15 protein-coding genes are annotated in these 19295 nt (G+C 48.3%); 12 read left to right on the forward strand and 3 right to left on the reverse strand.

The window, feature by feature from the left end:
* Position 1: 1 nt before the first annotated feature.
* Positions 2–2944, forward strand: a complete 2943-nt coding sequence (locus ACQY6Y_RS03655; RefSeq protein ID WP_428378950.1) for a helicase C-terminal domain-containing protein — start codon at positions 2–4, stop codon at positions 2942–2944.
* Here the strand turns inward: ACQY6Y_RS03655 and ACQY6Y_RS03660 are convergent.
* A complete protein-coding gene (locus tag ACQY6Y_RS03660) occupies positions 2913–3905 on the reverse strand; it encodes a helix-turn-helix transcriptional regulator (RefSeq protein ID WP_428378951.1) in 993 nt (330 codons plus the stop codon). The genes ACQY6Y_RS03655 and ACQY6Y_RS03660 overlap by 32 nt on opposite strands.
* Entirely contained in the window at positions 3898–4926 is a 1029-nt protein-coding gene (locus ACQY6Y_RS03665; RefSeq protein ID WP_428378952.1) for a helix-turn-helix transcriptional regulator, read from the reverse strand. Before ACQY6Y_RS03665 ends, ACQY6Y_RS03660 begins: the two co-directional genes overlap by 8 nt.
* A 263-nt stretch (positions 4927–5189) precedes the next feature.
* Between ACQY6Y_RS03665 and ACQY6Y_RS03670 the strand changes: the two genes are divergently transcribed.
* Complete coding sequence (locus ACQY6Y_RS03670) at positions 5190–7706, forward strand: hypothetical protein (RefSeq protein ID WP_428378953.1); 2517 nt, start codon at positions 5190–5192, stop codon at positions 7704–7706.
* 71 nt (positions 7707–7777) lie between these two features.
* On the opposite strand, the gene ACQY6Y_RS03675 is transcribed toward ACQY6Y_RS03670, so the two are convergent.
* Complete coding sequence (locus ACQY6Y_RS03675; RefSeq protein WP_428378954.1) at positions 7778–12751, reverse strand: VaFE repeat-containing surface-anchored protein; 4974 nt, start codon at positions 12749–12751, stop codon at positions 7778–7780.
* 296 nt (positions 12752–13047) lie between these two features.
* Between ACQY6Y_RS03675 and ACQY6Y_RS03680 the strand changes: the two genes are divergently transcribed.
* From ACQY6Y_RS03680 to ACQY6Y_RS03725, 10 genes are all read left to right on the forward strand, one after another.
* Positions 13048–13644, forward strand: coding sequence for a helix-turn-helix transcriptional regulator (locus ACQY6Y_RS03680; RefSeq protein WP_428378955.1), 597 nt, complete (start codon positions 13048–13050; stop codon positions 13642–13644).
* A gap of 21 nt (positions 13645–13665) precedes the next feature.
* The gene (locus tag ACQY6Y_RS03685) at positions 13666–14226 is read left to right on the forward strand and encodes a DUF5714 domain-containing protein (protein ID WP_428378956.1); all 561 of its coding nucleotides are present in this window, start codon (positions 13666–13668) and stop codon (positions 14224–14226) included.
* A gap of 268 nt (positions 14227–14494) precedes the next feature.
* Positions 14495–15046 (forward strand): NADPH-dependent FMN reductase, encoded by a 552-nt coding sequence (locus ACQY6Y_RS03690; RefSeq protein ID WP_428378957.1) that lies wholly within the window; start codon positions 14495–14497, stop codon positions 15044–15046.
* A 118-nt stretch (positions 15047–15164) separates the two neighbouring features.
* Positions 15165–15755 carry a TetR/AcrR family transcriptional regulator gene (locus ACQY6Y_RS03695; RefSeq protein WP_428378958.1) on the forward strand — a complete coding sequence of 197 codons (591 nt, stop codon included), beginning with the start codon at positions 15165–15167 and terminating at the stop codon, positions 15753–15755.
* Between the two features lie 75 nt (positions 15756–15830).
* Entirely contained in the window at positions 15831–16472 is a 642-nt protein-coding gene (locus ACQY6Y_RS03700; protein WP_428378960.1) for a class I SAM-dependent methyltransferase, read from the forward strand.
* Between the two features lie 46 nt (positions 16473–16518).
* Positions 16519–16734 (forward strand): DUF3923 family protein, encoded by a 216-nt coding sequence (locus ACQY6Y_RS03705; protein WP_428378961.1) that lies wholly within the window; start codon positions 16519–16521, stop codon positions 16732–16734.
* A 161-nt stretch (positions 16735–16895) separates the two neighbouring features.
* On the forward strand, positions 16896–17192 hold the full coding sequence (locus ACQY6Y_RS03710) for a transcriptional regulator (protein WP_428378962.1): 297 nt from the start codon (positions 16896–16898) through the stop codon (positions 17190–17192).
* Between the two features lie 4 nt (positions 17193–17196).
* The gene (locus tag ACQY6Y_RS03715) at positions 17197–17406 is read left to right on the forward strand and encodes a HipA N-terminal domain-containing protein (protein ID WP_428378964.1); all 210 of its coding nucleotides are present in this window, start codon (positions 17197–17199) and stop codon (positions 17404–17406) included.
* A gap of 104 nt (positions 17407–17510) precedes the next feature.
* A complete protein-coding gene (locus tag ACQY6Y_RS03720) occupies positions 17511–18293 on the forward strand; it encodes an EFR1 family ferrodoxin (RefSeq protein ID WP_428378965.1) in 783 nt (260 codons plus the stop codon).
* A gap of 145 nt (positions 18294–18438) precedes the next feature.
* Positions 18439–19272 (forward strand): helix-turn-helix domain-containing protein, encoded by an 834-nt coding sequence (locus tag ACQY6Y_RS03725; protein WP_428378966.1) that lies wholly within the window; start codon positions 18439–18441, stop codon positions 19270–19272.
* The last annotated feature ends 23 nt before the right edge of the window (positions 19273–19295 follow it).

Genomic DNA, 19295 nt, shown 5'->3' on the forward strand with positions numbered 1-19295 from the left:
GATGAGCGACGTAATAAGTCCTACCCTTGATGAACTTATTCTTCCGGATACACCCGCTCGAATAAAAGCGTCCTACCATACGCTCGCCGAGCGTGCTTCTCAGCAAGATTTCGGACTTTTGGAAGAAGATGTGGTTGTCCTTGATACTGAGACAACAGGTCTTTCCTTCAAAAACTGCGAACTTATTGAGATAGCTGCCGCGCGATTAAATGGACGGAATGTAGTAGATAGATTCCATACATTTGTGCATCCTGGTAAGCCGATTCCAGAACAAATTAAGCAGTTAACGGGAATTAAAAATGCGGACGTTATAGATGCGCCTACACCCAAAAAAGCGGTGGCAGAATTAGCCGAATTTGTCGGAGGCGTTCCTGTTCTTGCTCATAATGCCACCTTCGACAGGACGTTTATCGAAAAAGTAAAAGGTGGCGTTAATGTCTCTGAAAACTGGATCGATACGCTAGCTTTGTCGAGAATCGCTCTGCCGCGTCTTTCATCTCATCGACTGTCGGATATGGCTCAAGCATTTGGATGCGCTGCAGTTTCGCATCGCGCTATGGATGATGTAGATGCATTAGCTGGTATGTGGAGAATTATTCTCTGTGCTCTTTCTGATATGCCAGCGGGATTAATGAATGTTTTAGCGAACATGCATGAGGATGTGTATTGGCAGTTCAGGCCAATCTTTACACATCTTGCATTAGAAAACCCCGAAGCAACCTTCTCAATGGAACAAGTGAGAAGAGATTTGCTCGATGCAACGGATGATCAACAGCATGAGGATGCCGCTGAGCTTGACTGGCCGCCCGTAGCTCCATCATCTGAGGAAGTTGCCGATGCATTTGCGCCTGGTGGCATTGTGCAGAAAATGTATGACTGTTTTGAGTGCAGACCAGAACAGCTGCAGATGGCAGAAGAAGTTCGCAAAGCACAGGCAACATCGACACATCGCTGTATTGAGGCTGGTACGGGCGTTGGAAAATCAATTGCCTATCTGTTGCCATCGGTTTTATATGCACAAAAAAATAATGTAACGGTAGGAATTGCAACTAAAACAAATGCCTTAACTGATCAGCTTGTATCTCATGAGCTCCCAGCACTTGATAGAGCATTACCTCAAGGCCTAACGTTTTTTAGTCTCAAGGGGTATGAGCACTATCCATGTCTTCTGCGTGTAATGCGCGCAATAACCGGAGAGTTGCCTTTAGAGCAGGTCGAAGAGAAAAACAAATCTACAAATACTATCGAACAAGATATGCTGACTGCTCTTGCGGTAGTGCTCGCGTATGCCTGCCAATCCCCTTCAGGGGATCTGGATGCTCTCGGTATTAGATGGCGCTCAGTTCCACGACAGATGATTACTACTACATCAGAAGAGTGTCAAAAAACACGCTGTCCCTTTTTCTCAAAAGGATGTTTAGTTCACGGTGCACGGAGACGTGCAGCATGTGCTGATATTGTAGTGACGAACCATTCGCTGCTTCTGCGCAATGTTGAAGCTGAAGGTAATGTTTTACCTCCCATACGTCACTGGATTGTCGATGAGGCACATTCTTTTGAAGGAGAAGCTCGAAGACAATGGGCGCGTGAAGCATCTTCGCAAACTACGAGAGCTGCATTTGAAGCACTTGGTGGTACAAGAACAGGAGCTCTTCATTTATTAATGGTGCAGGCTTCTTCAGTAGAAGCAGCAACAACATTACAGGGAATACTTACAAAGACTGCCTCAGCAGCATCGCGTGCACAACTTGCGTGTGCCGAGTTATTTGAAGAAGTAGGCGATTTTGTAAGTCTTAAAGCTGCTGGTAGAAGAAACTCTTATGAGGCAGTGACTGTTTGGATTGGTCCAGAAGAACGTTCGCATGAAGCTTGGGAACGAGTTTTCGAAGCCGGCTTAACAGCTATCAGAAGTCTCGAGGAGACCGTTAAATGTCTCGGTGAGGCTTCTGCGTTAGCAGTCGAAACAGTAAAAGAAGCTGTAGTAGATCTTGGCGAACATAAAGCTGTGTTTGAACGATTGTTGGAAGGCGTTCGTCTGGTAATTGAAGGCACAGATGATAGCTATGTGTATTCAGCCCAAGTTACGCGATCTCGCAACCGTAACTCTAATGAAGCCTTAATAGCAGAGAAGATCGATGTAGGTGCTGAGCTTGCAGAACGATGGTTGCCAGAGATGATGAGCGTGGTCTTTACCTCAGCAACAATTGCTGTAGGAGATGATTTCTCACACTTCAAACATGCTGTTGGTCTTGATAGATTAAGCAGCTCCCTGTACTCATCGATTCGTTTGGACTCGAGCTTCGATTACGATTCAAACATGCGTGTTGTCATAGCACGCGATTTACCACAGCCAAACGACAGACAGTATCTCGATGAGCTTGAAAAACTTCTTTTGGATGTTCATGTAAGTATGGGCGGGTCTGTTTTAACGCTGTTTACTAACCGGCGAGAAATGGAACGAACATACGAAAAGCTCAAGCCTCTTCTTGCTGAGAAGGGACTTGATCTTGCAATGCATGAACGTGGTGCCGGAGTTCGACAAATTCGCGATAGATTTCTCGCTGAGAAGAGTCTCTCCCTCTTTGCACTTAAAGCCTTTTGGGAGGGTTTTGATGCTGCTGGCGATACGCTACGGTGCGTGGTTATTCCGAAATTGCCTTTCTCTAGTCCAACCGATCCTCTTTCACTTGAGAGGGACAGGAGGGAGCAGCGCGCTTGGTGGCGATATTCACTTCCAGAGGCAGTGCTTTCGGTAAAGCAAGCGGCTGGTCGATTGATTCGATCATCAACCGACAAAGGCGTCCTCGTACTTGCAGATTCTCGACTCGTTACAAAAAGTTATGGACGCCAATTTATCAATAGTTTGCCCTCTTCAAATGTAACGATACTTGAAGAGGGACACGTAAAACGATTTATTGAGAGTTGGCGTCGTAGTACTCACTAGCAGTTAGTTGTAACGATTGGGCGTATTTCTTAGCGCGTTCCATGATGAATTTGTTATTGCAGGTTACTTGTGATGCACAAGCTGCAATATGGCGAACAAGCCAATCTCCACCTAAATACGGAGTACGTATACGAATGCGCCCATCAGCTAGTTCTTTTCGCTCTAATTCATGCCAATTGAACAGTTTGAGAGGTTCATCATTTTCAAACGTGAGGGTGACACTATAGGGTGTTTGATCAGCGCTTGATGGTTGAGATGCTGAATTCTGTTTAAGAGAACGCTCAGGCATATCACCCTCGTCACAAACATTGGTCATACGATCAAGTCTGAATAAACGTGAGTCCGCTCGATCGAGATCCCAACAATCGAGATACCAAAAGCCTGAATCTTGTTGTAACTGTCGAGGGATGACATGTCTGTGAGTAGCAGTAGTGTCACCTGCGCCGCAGTAATCCATACTAAGAATATGTTTGTCGATAATTGCTTGCATGCATGTTGTGATGGCGTGAGCAATGTCAGGTGTGCCAGAAGGAGAAACAAGATGTTCCATAGTGGTGTTTGCTGTATCAACTGATCCCAGCATTGTTTGAATCTTGCTTCTTGTTGGATCATTTTTTGGAATCCCAATTTGCTCCAAGGCTGCTAGCAAAGAAATGGTTTCTTCTCGTGTGAGCCGGAGAGCTCTGCCATGCATGCCTTGATCAAAAGCAAGGGAGATGCCCGTTAAATCATCGGAAGGATAGAGGGATACATAGTAGTTTTCAGTTGCTGCAATATCGAGCAGCATATCCATAAGCCGCTGAGCTTGTCTTTCATCAATATTTAAACGTTCCATTACACCTGAAAGCGTAATCGTATCGTTTTCATGTTCAAATGAGGCAAGCAAGGCGATGAGTTGACGTGAAAGTTCGACGCCTCCTTTTCTTCCTCTACTTTGAGATGAAGAACTCGGTTTAGCCATTGCATGACCTCTCAATCATTTCTTGCCAGATACAAACAAATGATGCTGGCTCAACTGGAATAAGACTCCAGGCAATTCCCCATTGAGCTGCGCTTTTCTCACAACTTATAGGCACCTTTAAAAATAAACCTTGCTCGGTTCGGTAGAACACCCCTGCTTTTCCTACGATCTGTCGCAAATCTGACTCAAATTTATCTGGAACGAGGAACGTTCCTTTGCAGTTGATGTGGCCAATTTGAAAAGGAAGCCGGATATAGTCTTGAAGGTCAAAATCAACAGGAATTTGAAATGAAAGAGAGGGTAGTTCCTGAGCGCTACGGATACGCTCAATATTAAAGGTTCTCATTTTCTCGCTGTTGATTTGATTATTTTCAACAGCAGCTGCCACTACGTAAATAGAGTTTCTTAATCCGAATAAACCGAATGGGGCAATGTCACGCTCAGAGGTTATACCGTTCGTGTCGGTATAAACAATGTGACAAGCATGGAGTGACATATAACTCGACCGCACTGTTGCTGCTGCTTTTGAGAAAGTGCTTTGCGGGGCACTGTCTTTGAATAGACGCTGCGGCGAAAGCGTGGAAGAGGATTGAAAACTGCGATCAATCTTTGCAAGAGCCAAACGTAGATCTTCCGCATAAGGAAAAGAAGGATCGTTAAGCAAAGGTTGACACACCATATCCAGGATAAAGGCGTCTCTTGTAGAAAGCGTTTGGGAATCAACAAAAGAGGAACGCTCATCAACCTGATAAGCATTGGCTCCATCTGAGAGGGTTACAGAAATGATGTGTATCCCACAGGAGGCAAGACGCTTTCTATCCCTATCAAAGGTTTTCTTTGCAGTCTCAACTTCTTTTTTACTTGGATCTTCACCTTGAATATAGAGTGTCTTGAGGATGTATTTAGAATCAACGGGATGGTGCGTATTCATAAAAAGGAGCGCTAAAGTCGCAAGACGTTCCGCCATTGTTTCGTCGCTGTTGAGATGAGATTCTCTATCGTTTGCAGGATATTTAGTCATAAGCTTCTCAATCTACGACTGTTTTCAAGTGCTATTTGATAGTGTCATGGCAATTGTATGAGTCTAATAAAACGATATATCGCATTTTGGGAGATAATCTTTCCAATAGGAATAGTTATAAGGAGAAAGGCGAGCAATTTCGATTGCACCATTTGGGTGGGGAATACGCTCTATTGAGACGCGAGAGCAGGTAGAGACGTATACTCATGCATATTAAAAGTATCGGAAGGTGTGGAACCCCCGTTTACGGAGGATGAATAGGTATGGCGAGTAGCGTACATAAGTATCTTGATTTCCTAGAGCAAAAAGTGCCTATTGCTCCAACAAATAGTCAAGAGGAACTCCAAGCAGCTCAAACTATCGCTGGTGTTATGAAGCGGCACGATGTTGAGGTTGACATTGAAGAGTTTGATGCCTCTTCTGCTGCACCCTTTATGCGCGGTATTTTGCAGATCATACTGTTGGTTGGCGTACTTATTGCAGGTATTGGCATTCTGCCTCTTACCATTGTCTTTGGAGTATTGGCAGTTGCCTCAGGAGTCATTCTTGCGCTTGATTTTATGGGCAATGATTTACTGACGCGCTATTCTCCTCCCGCACGTAGTCAAAATGTCATTGCGCGCCATAAGGCTTCCGGCCCACTTGTTTCTAAAGGAAACCGTCCCATTATTGTTGTTGCACACTACGACACGCCTCGCGAAAACTTCCTCTTTTCCTCAAAGCTTGCCCCCTTCCACGCATATATAAATAAGGTGTCGGTAATTAGTATTCCTGTTGTCGCAATTTGTGCGCTTATTCAGCTCTTCGCTGCAGGAAGTATGGTAGGCCGTATTTTCTGGATTGTTGGCATTGTTGTTGCTATTCCAGCTGCAGTAAAAGGTGTTGCTACAGTAGCCGAGCGTTTTATGCCTTGTACCGTTGGTTCTAACGATAATAAATCTTCGGTTGCAACGCTTCTTTCGATACTGAACGAAGTTAGACCTCAGTCAGATGATCTTGATCCTGACTATGTTCCAACACCTGAGCGCTCTTATGAACAGCCAATAGAAGAGACAACTGTTAGTGAGTCTGTTCCTCAGGAAGAAATTGAATATGTAGAAGAGGTTGTCGGATACCGATACGAAGAAGTAGTTGGTGTTCGTCACGGCAAAGAAGTAGCAGCTAAGTTGGGAATGCTTCCCAAGGATTGTGAGATTGAATATCTTGATCCTCAGCCGATTGAAGAGATCACGCGCAAGGTTCCAGTAAAGCGAGTTGTCTCGGTGCCAGCACGTTCTGAAGAGGTTATATCTCATAAGGAAGTTGCATCTGAAGTGAGCGATGTGTCTGCCGATGATGCTGCATCCGAGGATGTTGTGTCCGAGCAGGATGAAACTACGACCCTAACAGATGTTTCTGACGAAGTTACCAGTAATGAAGAGGTCGAAGAAGCTGTAATTGAGCAGCCTTCTGCTGAAGAAACAGTTTCCATGAAGGATGAAGAGCTGAAGAGCGCTTCAGCTGAAGATGATAACAACGAAGTCGTTGAAGTAGTTGCCGAGGAGGTTGTCGAGCAGGAACCAGTCGAAGAAGCTGACGCAGATGGTACGGCACCTATGTCAGGCGATGGTGATGACTCAGGATTTAGTACAGATGCAGATGCTACCGTTCCTTCAGCTCCGATTGAAACGGCAACACCTGAAACTCCGGATGATCCTGAGTGGGGCACTACAACATTTAAGCCTAAGGCAGTGAGCTTCGGACGTCGTGCAGCTCTATTTGATTTGCCAGATCCCTCCGTTGCCGAGAACGATCCTTTTGCATCTGAAACAGAAGCTACACCGACGAAAAAAGCAACAATTTCAAGTGCTTCTATCCCTTCTTTGGGTGAAGAGACTGTTGCAATGCCGCTTGATCAAATAGAGCAAGCATCCAATGCAGCAGATCAAACAATTAGTACGAGTAAAGTAGAGGTGGATACTGTTCAAGAAGTTGTTCCCGAAGTAAAGCAACTCACTTCTGATCCGATGACAGAGGCTCCTGCGAAACCCCGGAGAAAAGCACATCGCCTCTTCGGACGTAAACGTAAAGAAGAGCAAGAGAGCATGAGTGAATGGCTTGGCGTTGAAGAAGATTTCGATGCTAAACGAGATGGCCAAGCAATTGGTAGCTGGGAAAACTTCGAACGTGATGAAGAGAACAGCCATCGTTCTCCTCGTCCCCGCCGTGGCGGAAAGTGGAAAGGCGGAGCAACCTCTTCAGCTCAATTCCGTGTTATTGATGGCGGGGAGAATATAGAGAATGCTCCAAGTGAAGAAGAGTTGCGCGAAGCCATTTTGAGCATGGGCGATGATGAGCTCATTGCTCATGATATTTGGTTTGTTGCCCTCGGTGCCTCTGCACTTGACCATGCAGGTATAAAAGCATTCTTGGTAGAACATAGGACGTCATGCCGTGGGGCTTTCCTCATCAACCTCGACTCTGTTGGTGCAGGACGACTGTCATATGTGGCAGAAGAGGGCATCCATAACAAGCGCCGTGCCGATAGAAGATTGGTGCGGATGCTCACAAATACCGCTAAAGACCTGCATGTTGACTTGGAGAAAATCGCTTCGTTGCCTGAAGGAACTGATGCAACGGCAGCAATGCAGTCTTCTCTGCGCTCTATTACCATTATGGGTAGTGACGATGGTATCAATCCGGCGTTATCCCACACACCAGAGGATGTGCCCGAACAGATAGACGAGCGTCAGGTTGCTGCTGTGCGTGATCTCGTTTGCGAAATTGTTCGCCGCGCATAGTAGTAATTAACCAACGGGCTTAAGAACCCCATTGCCTGACTATTCAGGCAATGGGGTTCTATCTTTAGGAGCTACTTCAGACGTTTCGTTGGTCTGCGAGATACTCCTTTTTCATGGGACAAACGCTTTCTTAAAAGATATCCAAGGCTTAGCAAAGCACCTCCCGCCAATACAAATACGTATGGGAAGAAGGTACTATCAGAAGTCTTGGGGACACTCTCACGTGCGCCGCTCGATGGTTTTATAAAATTGACCGTCTGGTTTTTATCAGCAAGATCTTCATGCGAAGCCACTAAAGTACCTTCGGTTCTTAATTGCTCAAATGCAACTGCCGATGTTCCTGCAAGATTATTGGCATTAAAAGTGAAGTGAACTTGCTCGGATCCATCGGACGATTCAGGAGTGAAAGATATTTCTGCTGTAATCGGTTTGCCACTATAGTCTTGTAGGACATTTCCTGTCTTGGCATCCATAAGTGTTCCAGTAAGTTGGTATGAACGCCCCGGCTCAAGACCACGATAAACAACGGTATCGATAAGCTCTACAGATTCAGTGGCCTCTACCTGGTGTTTATTTGAAGATGCTTCTTCAAGTGTTGTGCCAATTGAGGGAAGATACACAGTCTGATTGGTGTCGTCTAGTGAAGCATGGTTTGCAAGCTCTCTTCCTTCTTGATCATAGAGAAACTCAAATGCCACGATTTTCTCAACATTTGATAAAGCTTGGGCTGGAAGAGAAAAAGTAACGTCAACTGTTCCGCTTGGTTGATCTGCAACAAACTCGATGGATGCTATCAGAGGGGATCCATCTTCTTGAACAAGCTCATTACCCGTTTGTCCATCAACAAGATGACCTTTAAGTGTGTATGGTGTTCCTGACTCAAGACCTTCATAACTCACGGTATCAATAAGTTGGATTTCATCGTGAGACGTAATGTGATGGTCGCTATCAGCGGCATCGACAAGAGTTGTTCCAATTGATGCAAAGGAGACAGACTGGTCTTGGCTAGTGGGGTCTTCGTGCGCTGCAACAATACGACCATTTTGAGAAAGTTGTTCCATTACAACCAGTGTTTTGCCGGATACATTTGCTCCATTAAGAGACAATCCCATCTGATGTGTCTCATTGGGTGCTTCTGCAACAAAATCTTGTGTTGCTGTGACAGCTTCTTCATTCTCTAGGACCATATCTCCAGATTCAGCGTCTACCAAGTATGCATGTAATTGATAGTGCTCGCCTGGGACTAAATTAGAACAAGTTACAAGGTCATCAATGGTTGCTTCACCTGTTGAAGCGGAAACCTTTTTACCTGCTACCGATGCTTTGGTGGCTATTTGAGGAACAGAAACTGTTTGATTCTCATCGTTTAAATCCTCATGTTCTGCAACAGGCTGTCCGTCGCGATAGAGTGTTTCATAGGCAACAATAGATTGTCCTGAAAGATCCGTCGCATCAAGCTCGAAAGACATATCTATGCTGCCGGTAGAAAGACTGGCAGTAAAGGTTTTAGTAACGACAATTTCATTTCCTTGTGAATCGAGAAGTGCTTCTCCAGTGGCTTGGCGAACCAGCCGACCTTTAATTTCGTAAGAGACTCCACGTTCAAGTCCTTCATAGCTTACGGTATCGGTGAGCTGAACCTTTTGAGCAGGAATGGTATGTAAGAGGCTATCCGAAGCGACTAATTCAGTGGCGAGTGCCGGTCCATTTTCATTAGTAATGGTGCCGCGATTGATAAGAACGCCGTCTTGTGAAATGACAACAGAAAAGCTAACCAACCGCTTCCCTTCATTAGTCTTACAAGGGAGTTCGTTGACGGTGTAAGTATCAAACGGAAGAGCAGATCGATCGTTGTGAGGGGTGGTTTCAAGGTCTGTTCTACCAGAGAACCAAATACCAGCATCAGGATCGAGCTTAGATTCATCTACCGCCCATGATCCATCTTCATTTTGCAATAAAGCTTCGTCGTTCTTATTGGTGGGTTCTCCAACTTCAGTTGAGATGAGGCCATTTTTATCAGTGAGTGCAAGATGCTGCTCATGTATACCATCACCATCTGCATCTGATTGAGCAACGATTAAAAAGGGGATTCCTGATAAAGCCTGCTGGCTATCGCCGTCAACTTTGTTGAACTGTAAGCCTCCGCGAATAACTGGATTTTCTGCAGGTATGAGTTCCACTTCTGTATTGTTTGGCGTGATTTCAAATGATGTTTCGTAATGTCCAAGAGCATACCCTTCGCCACTCGACTGCTCTTCTATCCGGTAGTTACCAACCGGTAGAACATTCTCAGCTGTTTGAGCTTGATAAATAACACCCTCATCTGTTGATACCGGCTCTGTGGCTATAGTCATAACGAGGTCATTTTGAAAGAGCGTTTTACCTTCAACAACAATGGGAGAAGAGCCTTCATAGATGATAGTAAAAGTCGTTCCCTCAAGTGTTGCGGCACCAAGTGGTGCAGATTTACCAGTTTCTTTATCAACCTTGGTTAGCTTGACTGATCCCCGCTGAACCTCGTCAGAAATACCCCTGCCCTGCATGGAAGAATCACTTGCTTCCATGAACCAATTGTTTAAATTCTTCCACTGAACTCCAGTATTTGACTCATTTGATTCTAGGATTGCCACGTGCGTTGAAGTATCAGTAAGGAGATAGCCTTCTGGTGGTTTAATCTCTTGTATTGCGTAGGTTCCAAGAGGAAGCGCAGTTTGACCTGAGGTGGTTTGATAAGGTTCACCGTCTACAAACGTAGCGGTATCGAAAGAAACGCGCCCTTGATTATCTGATTCTAAGATCCATGTCCTTAGAGGTGTTCCACTAATATCGCCGTTAGATGTTCCGTAGTGAGAAATCTTAAACTGCGCTCCTGCTAATGTGGCGGACCCTTGGGCAGTTGCACCTAATTGAGAATCGAGTTTCTGAATGAGATTCCAGGCAATATCGTATCCGGGCTGTTCATGTATGGTTTCTTCTGTTGTATTACCAGCTGTGATTTGTACTTCTTTTACGGTGTCATCAGGATAAAAGCCAGCAGGAGCTTTGTCTTCGCGTATATAGTATGTTCCTGCGGTGAGACCTTCCAGTTTTCCTGATCCGGCTTCGTCAGTGACAATAGTCCCCACTTTTGCTGTGCAGGCACTGTCAGAATAAACTCCGTATTCTGCTCCGCCAAGAGAATAGAGCGGGTTCGATTGTGTAATGGAAATCTCAGCACTTTCTTTTGAGAGAGATAAGGTTCCCTGCGACTGAATGCCAAATTTAATGACCGCTATACCTGACTGAGTACTTACTTGCGGCGAACAAAAACCAATGATGACATACGGATTATTGCCGTGAGGTTCTATTTTGAGAACACGCATTGTGACGGTGCCAAATGAGTCGTTATACGCTTCATCAATGGTGAGGTGATTGTCGGGCTGAGTAATATGCGAACAAAAGGCAACCGTATTGATCCAGGTATCGTACTTTGGGTTATCCTGAAAACCTTGAATTGGAGAAATAAGACCTGACCAGTCCAATCCTCCGAGATCAGTGCCAACTGAATTGTCCCCAGGTAAAGCAAACATAAAGTTAATATCACCAGGAGAGGCTGAGACAGGCGTTGAGGAAATATGGTCCTTGAGGGTTTCCCAGCTCGTTCCATTCTTTATCTGCTGAAAAACCCAGTTAGAGCTACCAACAGAATAGTCATCAGAGCCATTCTCAAAACTTGTATAGACATACGGGACTGTTTTCCAGAACATTTGCCCCGCCCAAGGGATATCTGCAAAGTGATTATGGTTGTAGTCGTATTTGACAGGAGCCTTATAGGAAACTGCCATACCCTCTTGCAGTTTTGAAATATCAAGGTTGTTGAGTTTGCCATAAGGCCACATACCCAAAGAACTCGATTCGGCAGCATATGCAATAGTGGAAGAGCTTATTGCATCAATTACGGTGTCGGAAAAATCATCGGGAAGTATCTCTATGCGAATAGAAGATACGGTAAGAGCGCTTCCAAGCAGTTCTAGTTCACCCGTGTTGTTGTCATATTTGGCATTTATCCCTTCTTGTAATGCTAAGGGTCGTTCGGAGTCTCCGAGATACACCGCAAGATTAGAAAGCGTTATTTTGTCGGCATCTTGCTCGGCGACTATTGGAACGGTATAGGTAACGTCGAGACCGTCTGCAGATACAGGCATTCGTTCAGCTACTGCAGAAAGGTCAGTTCGTTTGTTGTCGTACGTTACATCGATAACGGTTGTTCTATCGGCTTCAAAATCATATGAGAGAAGCAGTTGGGCAGATATCGGATGATAGTTCTCAGAGGAGTTGTCTGCGGCGTAGAGCGAGTGAGGGATGTAAGCGATACCCGTGTCTTTATCAAAGATAATTCCTTCTAGAGCTTCTCCATGAGTGTTGTGTTCTGCAAATGCTGCATCTAAAACTACTCCAGCATTATTTAGCTTGGTGTTATCTATGAAAGCAACGTAGTAATCACTGAGGCCGACATCATAAACATTTGTGACAGTTTCCGATTGAGACCAGACTGTTTGCGCTGCATGTTCTGGGTCCTCCCAAACAGAATCAAGTGTCTCGTCTTGCCGTACCTCTCTTTGATCTGCCAAGGTGTACCGAACATAAATGAGCTGTCCCGTGTCATGGACATCCTCACTATTTATAAGCGAGCCGGTATTTGCCAGTACTTGAATACCGTTGGGTATACGAGCTTGGGGATTATTTTCACTTACTTGTTGTCCCACAAGTGAGGGATCGAGGTTTTCCACAAGGTAATTTTTAATGTGAGGATAGGTAGCCTGGTTCTCCTTATTGTTGTGGTTGCACGAGTTTAGAAACAACAAGGGCGTCATACCCACACATACCAATAAGACAGAAAGCAACCCTAGAAGAGGGCGTAGTTGTCTGCCTGCATGTCCTGGTCCGACCGGTATACCGCCAAAGAGCTTATCCCCACCAAGAATGCGCGCACGACGTCTCCCCTTTCGAGGGGTATGAGTAAATGTACGCCTAGCTGGCATATGGCCTTGGGTTTCACTGTTCATACCTACCTCCCGCAATCGCCATGTATCGGGAGATAGAGCCTACAAAGGTCGCCTAACAGCAGTCTGTATGAGGGCTGTCAACAATAGTAAAAGGCGCCATCAGAAACCTGACTACCTCTGTTAAAGCACAAGATATCAGCGTGAGCTTATCGCTGATAATTCTATAAAACACGAGGTAAATTGCCTTGCAAAAAACTTTTGTCAGACCAAAATTGCGCCTGGGTGCCCCATGTCAAATCTTTTGGATGGTAGAGTGAGCTCACTTCTGCCACATTTCCGATTTGAAGGGATTGCACGTGGAGCTTAGCCGGCATATCAAGGAACATCGAGTTCGTTTAGGCATGTCTCAGGAACAGCTTGCTGAGACAATTTATGTATCACGTCAAACGATCTCCAAGTGGGAAACTGATCGAACGTATCCCGATGTGCAGAGCCTGCTATTACTGAGCAATCTCTTCGACGTAAGTGTTGATTCACTGATAAAAGGAGATGTGGAAAAGATGAATGCAGTTCTGTCAGCAGAAGCAAAGAAAATGAATAGGCTCGGTATTGTGATGCTTGTCTCAGGCGCTGGAACCCTGGTGTGGACAATCGTTACTGCGCTCATGGACTTAACTTTGCCAATTATCTTAGTACCGGCAATCCTGTTCTTTATTCCTGCCGTGATAAGTGCGGGAATAGTAGAGAAAATTAAGAACGATAATCAACTTTATTCTTATCGTTCAATAGAAGCTTTCATGCGGGGAGAAAATCCCGATGTCTTGAGCGAAAGAAATCAAAAAGCTGGCAACAATTGGTGGATAAAGCTCGCTGTAAAGATTGTTATTGGTGTGGCAGTTGGATTTTGCTGCGGGTGGGGTTTTATGAGCATCTTAGAAAAGGTGCTGAATTAACCATTGTGGAAAGGAAGTGCGATGGGCGAGAAAGCAGCTGAGTTTGCATGGGCTAAGGAGTTATGCCAGCAGAGTAAAACGACATGCCCAGCTGATTTGCTCGAAGAGTTGATGGCTGCACCAGAGTGTCCTGCATTTGGGCCGGTGCATCACTTCTTGACGGGCGCAGCACTTCTCACCTGTGCTGTGAATGCTGGCTATAACAGCAATCTTGATACTCAGCTTGATGAGCTGATGACACGATCTGCATGTGTGCCTGGAGCAGTGTGTGCGCGATGGGGTACGTGTGGGGCAGCAGTGTCATGTGGGATGGCACTTGCAATTGTCCAGGATAATGCTCCTCTCAAAACAGAAGGATGGAGCGAAACGCAGCTTATGGTAGCTGATCTGCTTAAACAGATCGCACTTGCAGGTGCTCCGCGCTGTTGTAAACGTGATGCGCGCATTGCGGTTCGTGAGGCAACACCGTGGTTCTCGTGTGCGCTTGGGATAGAACTTACGTTACCGAACCAGAATCCAACCTGTGCAGTCTCAAAATCTAACGCCGTATGTATAGGTGAGGCCTGCCAATATCATGGGTAAAGGTGAAAACCTTGATAACAACGAGAGGTGCTGTGTAGACAGCATTGTAAGCAGCGAGGAATGCGACTGCTACAAGCATTGAGTGTTGTTGAAAAACAAGTAATGTCATAAAGCCAAAGTACGGCAGGGCGCATGTGGACAGTACCGGATTCCGCTGTCCTGCCGCCGATGGGCGATCGGCGCGCAATCGCATTTTGGGTACGATATCTTCGGGACGGTCCGCGCCGGATGCTTGTTGTGCTTCGGTGCACTCGAGATAGGAGACGCTATGAAGCGCATCGTGATTGTCGTCGGCTCCTTGCGGGAGCGCTCCTTCAACCGTCAGCTCGCCAACGCTGCGACGGAGCTTCTGGCAGGGCGTGCAGAAGTCGAGGTACTTGACTTTCGGGACCTCCCCTTCATGAACCAGGATATTGAGTTTCCGACGCCGGCAGCTGTCGAGCGTGTACGCGCCGTCGTTGCTGCTGCAGATGGTATCTGGATTTTCACGCCTGAATACAACTACAGCTATCCAGGTGTTCTCAAAAACCTCCTTGATTGGTTGAGTCGTCCTGTAGTTCCTGGCGACCGAGCCACAGCAGTGACGAACAAGAAGAAGCTCGCGCTAAGTTCCGCTGCCGGTGCGTCTGGCGGTGCTGGAGCTCGAGCCAAGTTGACCGATCTAGCTGCTGCCATGCAGATGGACCTCATGGCAGAACCGCAGGTGGGTGTGAAGCTCGACCGTGCGGCGTACACGACAGACGTGCTCACAGTTACAAACGATTTGCGCAACGAGCTTGCCGATGAGGCAGATGCGTTTCTCGCATACCTCGAGGTGTAAGACTTTCTGCCAGTAGTAGCCATGTAGGGCTATGAGGGCTTTCAGATGAACGGCTAGCGAGTTTATTGACCAATGTTCAATAAAGGAGTACCCTCTCTGTGTGAAGGAGGTACCACTCATGCCAAGAACTGTGAAAGATCCCGAGGAGCGTCGGCGCGAACTGCTCGCCTGCGCTATGAGACTCTTTACCGAAGAGGGTTATGACAATGTATCAGTTCGTGCAGTGGCGCGAGCGGCGCATGTAGCACCAGGATTGGCGTATCACTACTTTGATTCCAAAGAACGCTTGTTTGCGGCAGCTATCGAAGATTATGCGCAACGCTGTGCAAAGGGCATATGTGAGGTATTAGATGAACACGACTTGCCATTAGACGATAAGCTTGAGCGCGCGCTTGAAGTGGGCGCAAACCACGACGGTTATACGTATGCAAATTTCTTTCACGAGAAAGGTCACGATGCGTTGCATGATCGTCTCTCGCTTGCTATGTGCGAGGCAGTGCGACCACATTTGCGCCGGGCGTTGGAGAAGGATGCCGCCGAGCGGAAAATGGGTGCAGAAGGCGCTGACGAGCTCGCGGGTATCATGGTTTACGGTTGTATTGGGATTGCTTCCGGTCCAAGCATGCCAGATGAACGTGCTCTTCTGATTGCTCGCCGATATCTTCATGCCTTGTTAGCTGAGTTTCGATCAGAGGCAACGCTTCATTAGGTACTTCGCCCCGATTGTAGTCGGGGTATATTTTGTCAATCGAAATTGAACATTGGTCAATAGAAAGGATTAACTATGAATGAGAAGGATGCACGGCTCTCCAAAAACCGTTCGCGTATGGCATTTGACGCGCAGGCAAAAACATATGATACGGGGATGAAAGGGGAACACGCACGCCGACTGTACCCGTATATCGTGAGAGAGGTGACGCGCGCCGTCACAGACATTGCATATCCGCGTCTGCTCGATCTCGGTTGTGGAACAGGCGTGCTTGCGGAGCGCGTGATTGGGGAAGTGCCGCGGGCGCGGCTTGCTTGCATCGACTTGTCACCACGCATGGTCGAGGTCGCTTGTGCCCGCCTGGGAAATACCTCTGAGATTTCGCTCGGTGATGCAGAGCATCTGCCATTTCATGATGCGAGCTTCGATGTGGTGTGGTGCAACGATTCATTTCACCATTATCCCGATCCGGAACGTGCAGCGTTTCAGGTCTGGCGCGTGCTTGCTCCGGGCGGCACCTTTGTCATTGGTGATACCTGGCAGCCGGCTCCAGCTCGCACTATCATGAACGCTTGGATGCCTCATTCCCATGAAGGCGATGTACGTATCTACTCGGAGATGGAGCTGCGTCAAATTCTAGGAGTCTGGTTTACGGAAGTGGATTGGCATCGCATTGGTATAACTGCTTGTATTGTCGTGGCGCGCAAAGGGCGGTAAGGCGATTCTCAATCGTTACCGGATGTATGCTGTGGGAGATGGCAGTATGAAGACAAATGGATGGAAAATTGTACAAATCGTTCAGCTTGTTCTTTTCGTCTGCTTTAGCGTTTTTCTTTTTTTGCGGCCGGTAGATGGGCATGGGGCTGTGCAGACACCAGAGGTGAAACTTATCAGCTTTGCGATATGGACGATCTTTTACCTTGGGGTTTTAGTGGTGGAGTGGCTGGTCTACGCTATCGTTCGCTACTCCAAAAAATAAATGCATTCTGACAAAACGCGACTGACATCATATTTATCAGCGTGGCGAGCATCCCGCTCAAGGGTGGGGGCGATACTCGCGGTATCGAGAGAATCGCATTATAGAAATAAATCTTTCTTTTATACTATCTTACAGAAGTAAATCTTTCTGTAAGGAGCATCATGGCAGGCCGCACTCCCATTCCGGTCTCGCGCGCTATGCGCCAGGTCGCGGCACATCTCGATCTCGCGCGCCGTCAGCAGCGTATCACGATGGAACTGTTGGCAGAGCGTGCGAACTTGTCTGTGCCGACTGTGCGCAAGCTCCTGAGCGAGGGGGCGGGTACGTTCGAGAACTTTTTGCGTGTCGCCCGCATCTTGGGCATGCTTGACGGTATCGTGGGGGCAACGGATCCCCTATGCACGCCCATTGGTCGGGCACGAGCGGAACAGGACGTGCCCAAGCGCGTGAGAGGGTGACGGGATGGAGTTTGACGTAACCGTTCAAATCGCTGGCGAGGATGTTTTGGCTGGCAGGCTGTATCAAAACGTACGTCATGGGGATGAAACGGTAACGTTCTCGTACGACCCTTCATATCTCAATGATCCGCGCTCGTTCTCGCTTGCACCCGATATGCCGCTCGGTGCGGGGTCGTTCCACTCCTCGGGACTGCGGCAACTGCTTGCCCGATAGGGCACTGAGCGCATGCGGTTGTACTCCTACGCTTGTTAGGAAAAGTACGGTTGTCGGCTGCGACAGAGGGTACGATACGGATACGTGTCGTCAGAGGAGCGGTCATGATTCTGTATTTTTCCGCAACGGGTAACAGCGGATACGTCGCGAAACGGATAGCCGATGGGCTGGGCAACGAGCGCCTCGACCTCTTCGACAGGATCCGCGATGAAGATTTCTCGCCCATAACGTCCAAGACTCCGCTTGTGCTAGTGACGCCGACATATGCCTGGTGCATCCCTCGTATCATTGCGTCGTGGATAGAGCACACACCGATTACGGCACCTGCGGGCGTCTACTTTGTAATGACCTGTGTCGGGAGCATTGGCAATGCCGGCACGTACCTCGAGCGCCTGTGCGCGAAGAAGGGATTGATGTACCGGGGCTGTGCGGGCATCATCATGTCAGAGAACTACATTGCGCTGTTCACCACGCCCGCTCCTGCGGAGGCGAAGCACATCATCGACGCTGCCGAGCCTGTAATAGATCGCGTTATTGAATGCATCAAGGCAGGCAACGATCTACCCGAGAAGAATCCTTCGCTTGTGGATCGGCTGAGAAGCGGTATCGTGAATGACTTGTTCTATCCGACAACTGTCCACACGACGAAGTTCCGTGTTACCGATGCTTGTATATCGTGCGGCATGTGCGTCCGCTCGTGCCCGCTCGCCAACATCCACCTCGAGAGCGGCCGACCCGTTTGGGGGAGCGACTGCACCCACTGCATGGCGTGCATCAACTGCTGCCCCAAAGAGGCGATCGAATATGGCAAGCACAGCGTCGGTCTTCCGCGCTACACGTTCAAGCGCGCAGCTTCCGCGACGGGGGCCAAGGCGTCGCGTCGTTAGCGTTGCGGGCGCGTGCGTAGATGGGCAAGATGGATCCGTTTTCCATTTCCGCAGTTCATCAGCCATGTGAACCACATTATACTGCACTTCGGCGTCACTCTTGCTACGTTGGGGGCGACCAAGGGGATTGCAGAAGGGGAGCAGCATGGACATCGGCAACCAGATCAAAGAGCGTCGCCAGCGGTTGGGGCTTTCGCAGGAGGAGCTTGCCGAGCGCCTCTATGTAAGTCGCGCCACGGTCAGCCACTGGGAGACAAGCAAGACGCTGCCGGATGTCCAGAGCATGCTTTTGCTCGCGAATCTCTTTGGCACCACGATCGACGTGCTGGTGAGGGGAGACGTGGACGAGATGCGCGAGATGGTGGAGAAGGACGAGCGACGGACGAAGACGTTTGCGGTGGCACTGACCGCGGTGGAGATTGCCGTGGTCGCGGTGCTCGCCATCACGGCGGTGGTGGGTCGCGCGTATCTGGAGCCGGTGTTGCGGCTGCTGCTAGCGGTGCTGGTGCTGGCATCTTCCCTCGTGGCCGTTGCGGCGCGGCGGGGAGGGAGCGGCCGGGAGGCGAGAAGCGTGGCAGAGCTACTCGGTGCCGCGACGGGCGAACCGGCCGAGACGGTGCACGCAAGTGGCACGGCCCTCGGGATGCGCTTGGTGCTGCAGGTGTTCGCTGGGCTTATCGTCGGTATCGGCGTGCTGGTGGTGGGCAACATCCTGCTCGACTCGCGGGCGTTTATCGGGTTGGCGGTTATGGTGGGTGCCGTTGCTGTGCTCATGGCTTCGTATGCACTGGGGCGCTTTGCCCGCCCGGCGTGGACGGCGGCCATCTTGCCCCTGCTGTGGGTTGCGGGCGCCACGGTTATCGGCGTCGCGACGGGCGCTTTCGTCTCGCCGCGGGGCTGGTTAGCCGTCGTGGGCGGTGCGGTTACCCTGCTCATACTCTGGCTTGCCGGTCGCAAGCGCCGCGAGGGAATTCGATAACAGTCCAGATTCGGGATGAGTTG

This window comes from Olsenella sp. Marseille-QA0557 (genome assembly GCF_965119725.1).
GTDB classification, from domain to species: domain Bacteria; phylum Actinomycetota; class Coriobacteriia; order Coriobacteriales; family Atopobiaceae; genus Coprovicinus; species Coprovicinus avistercoris.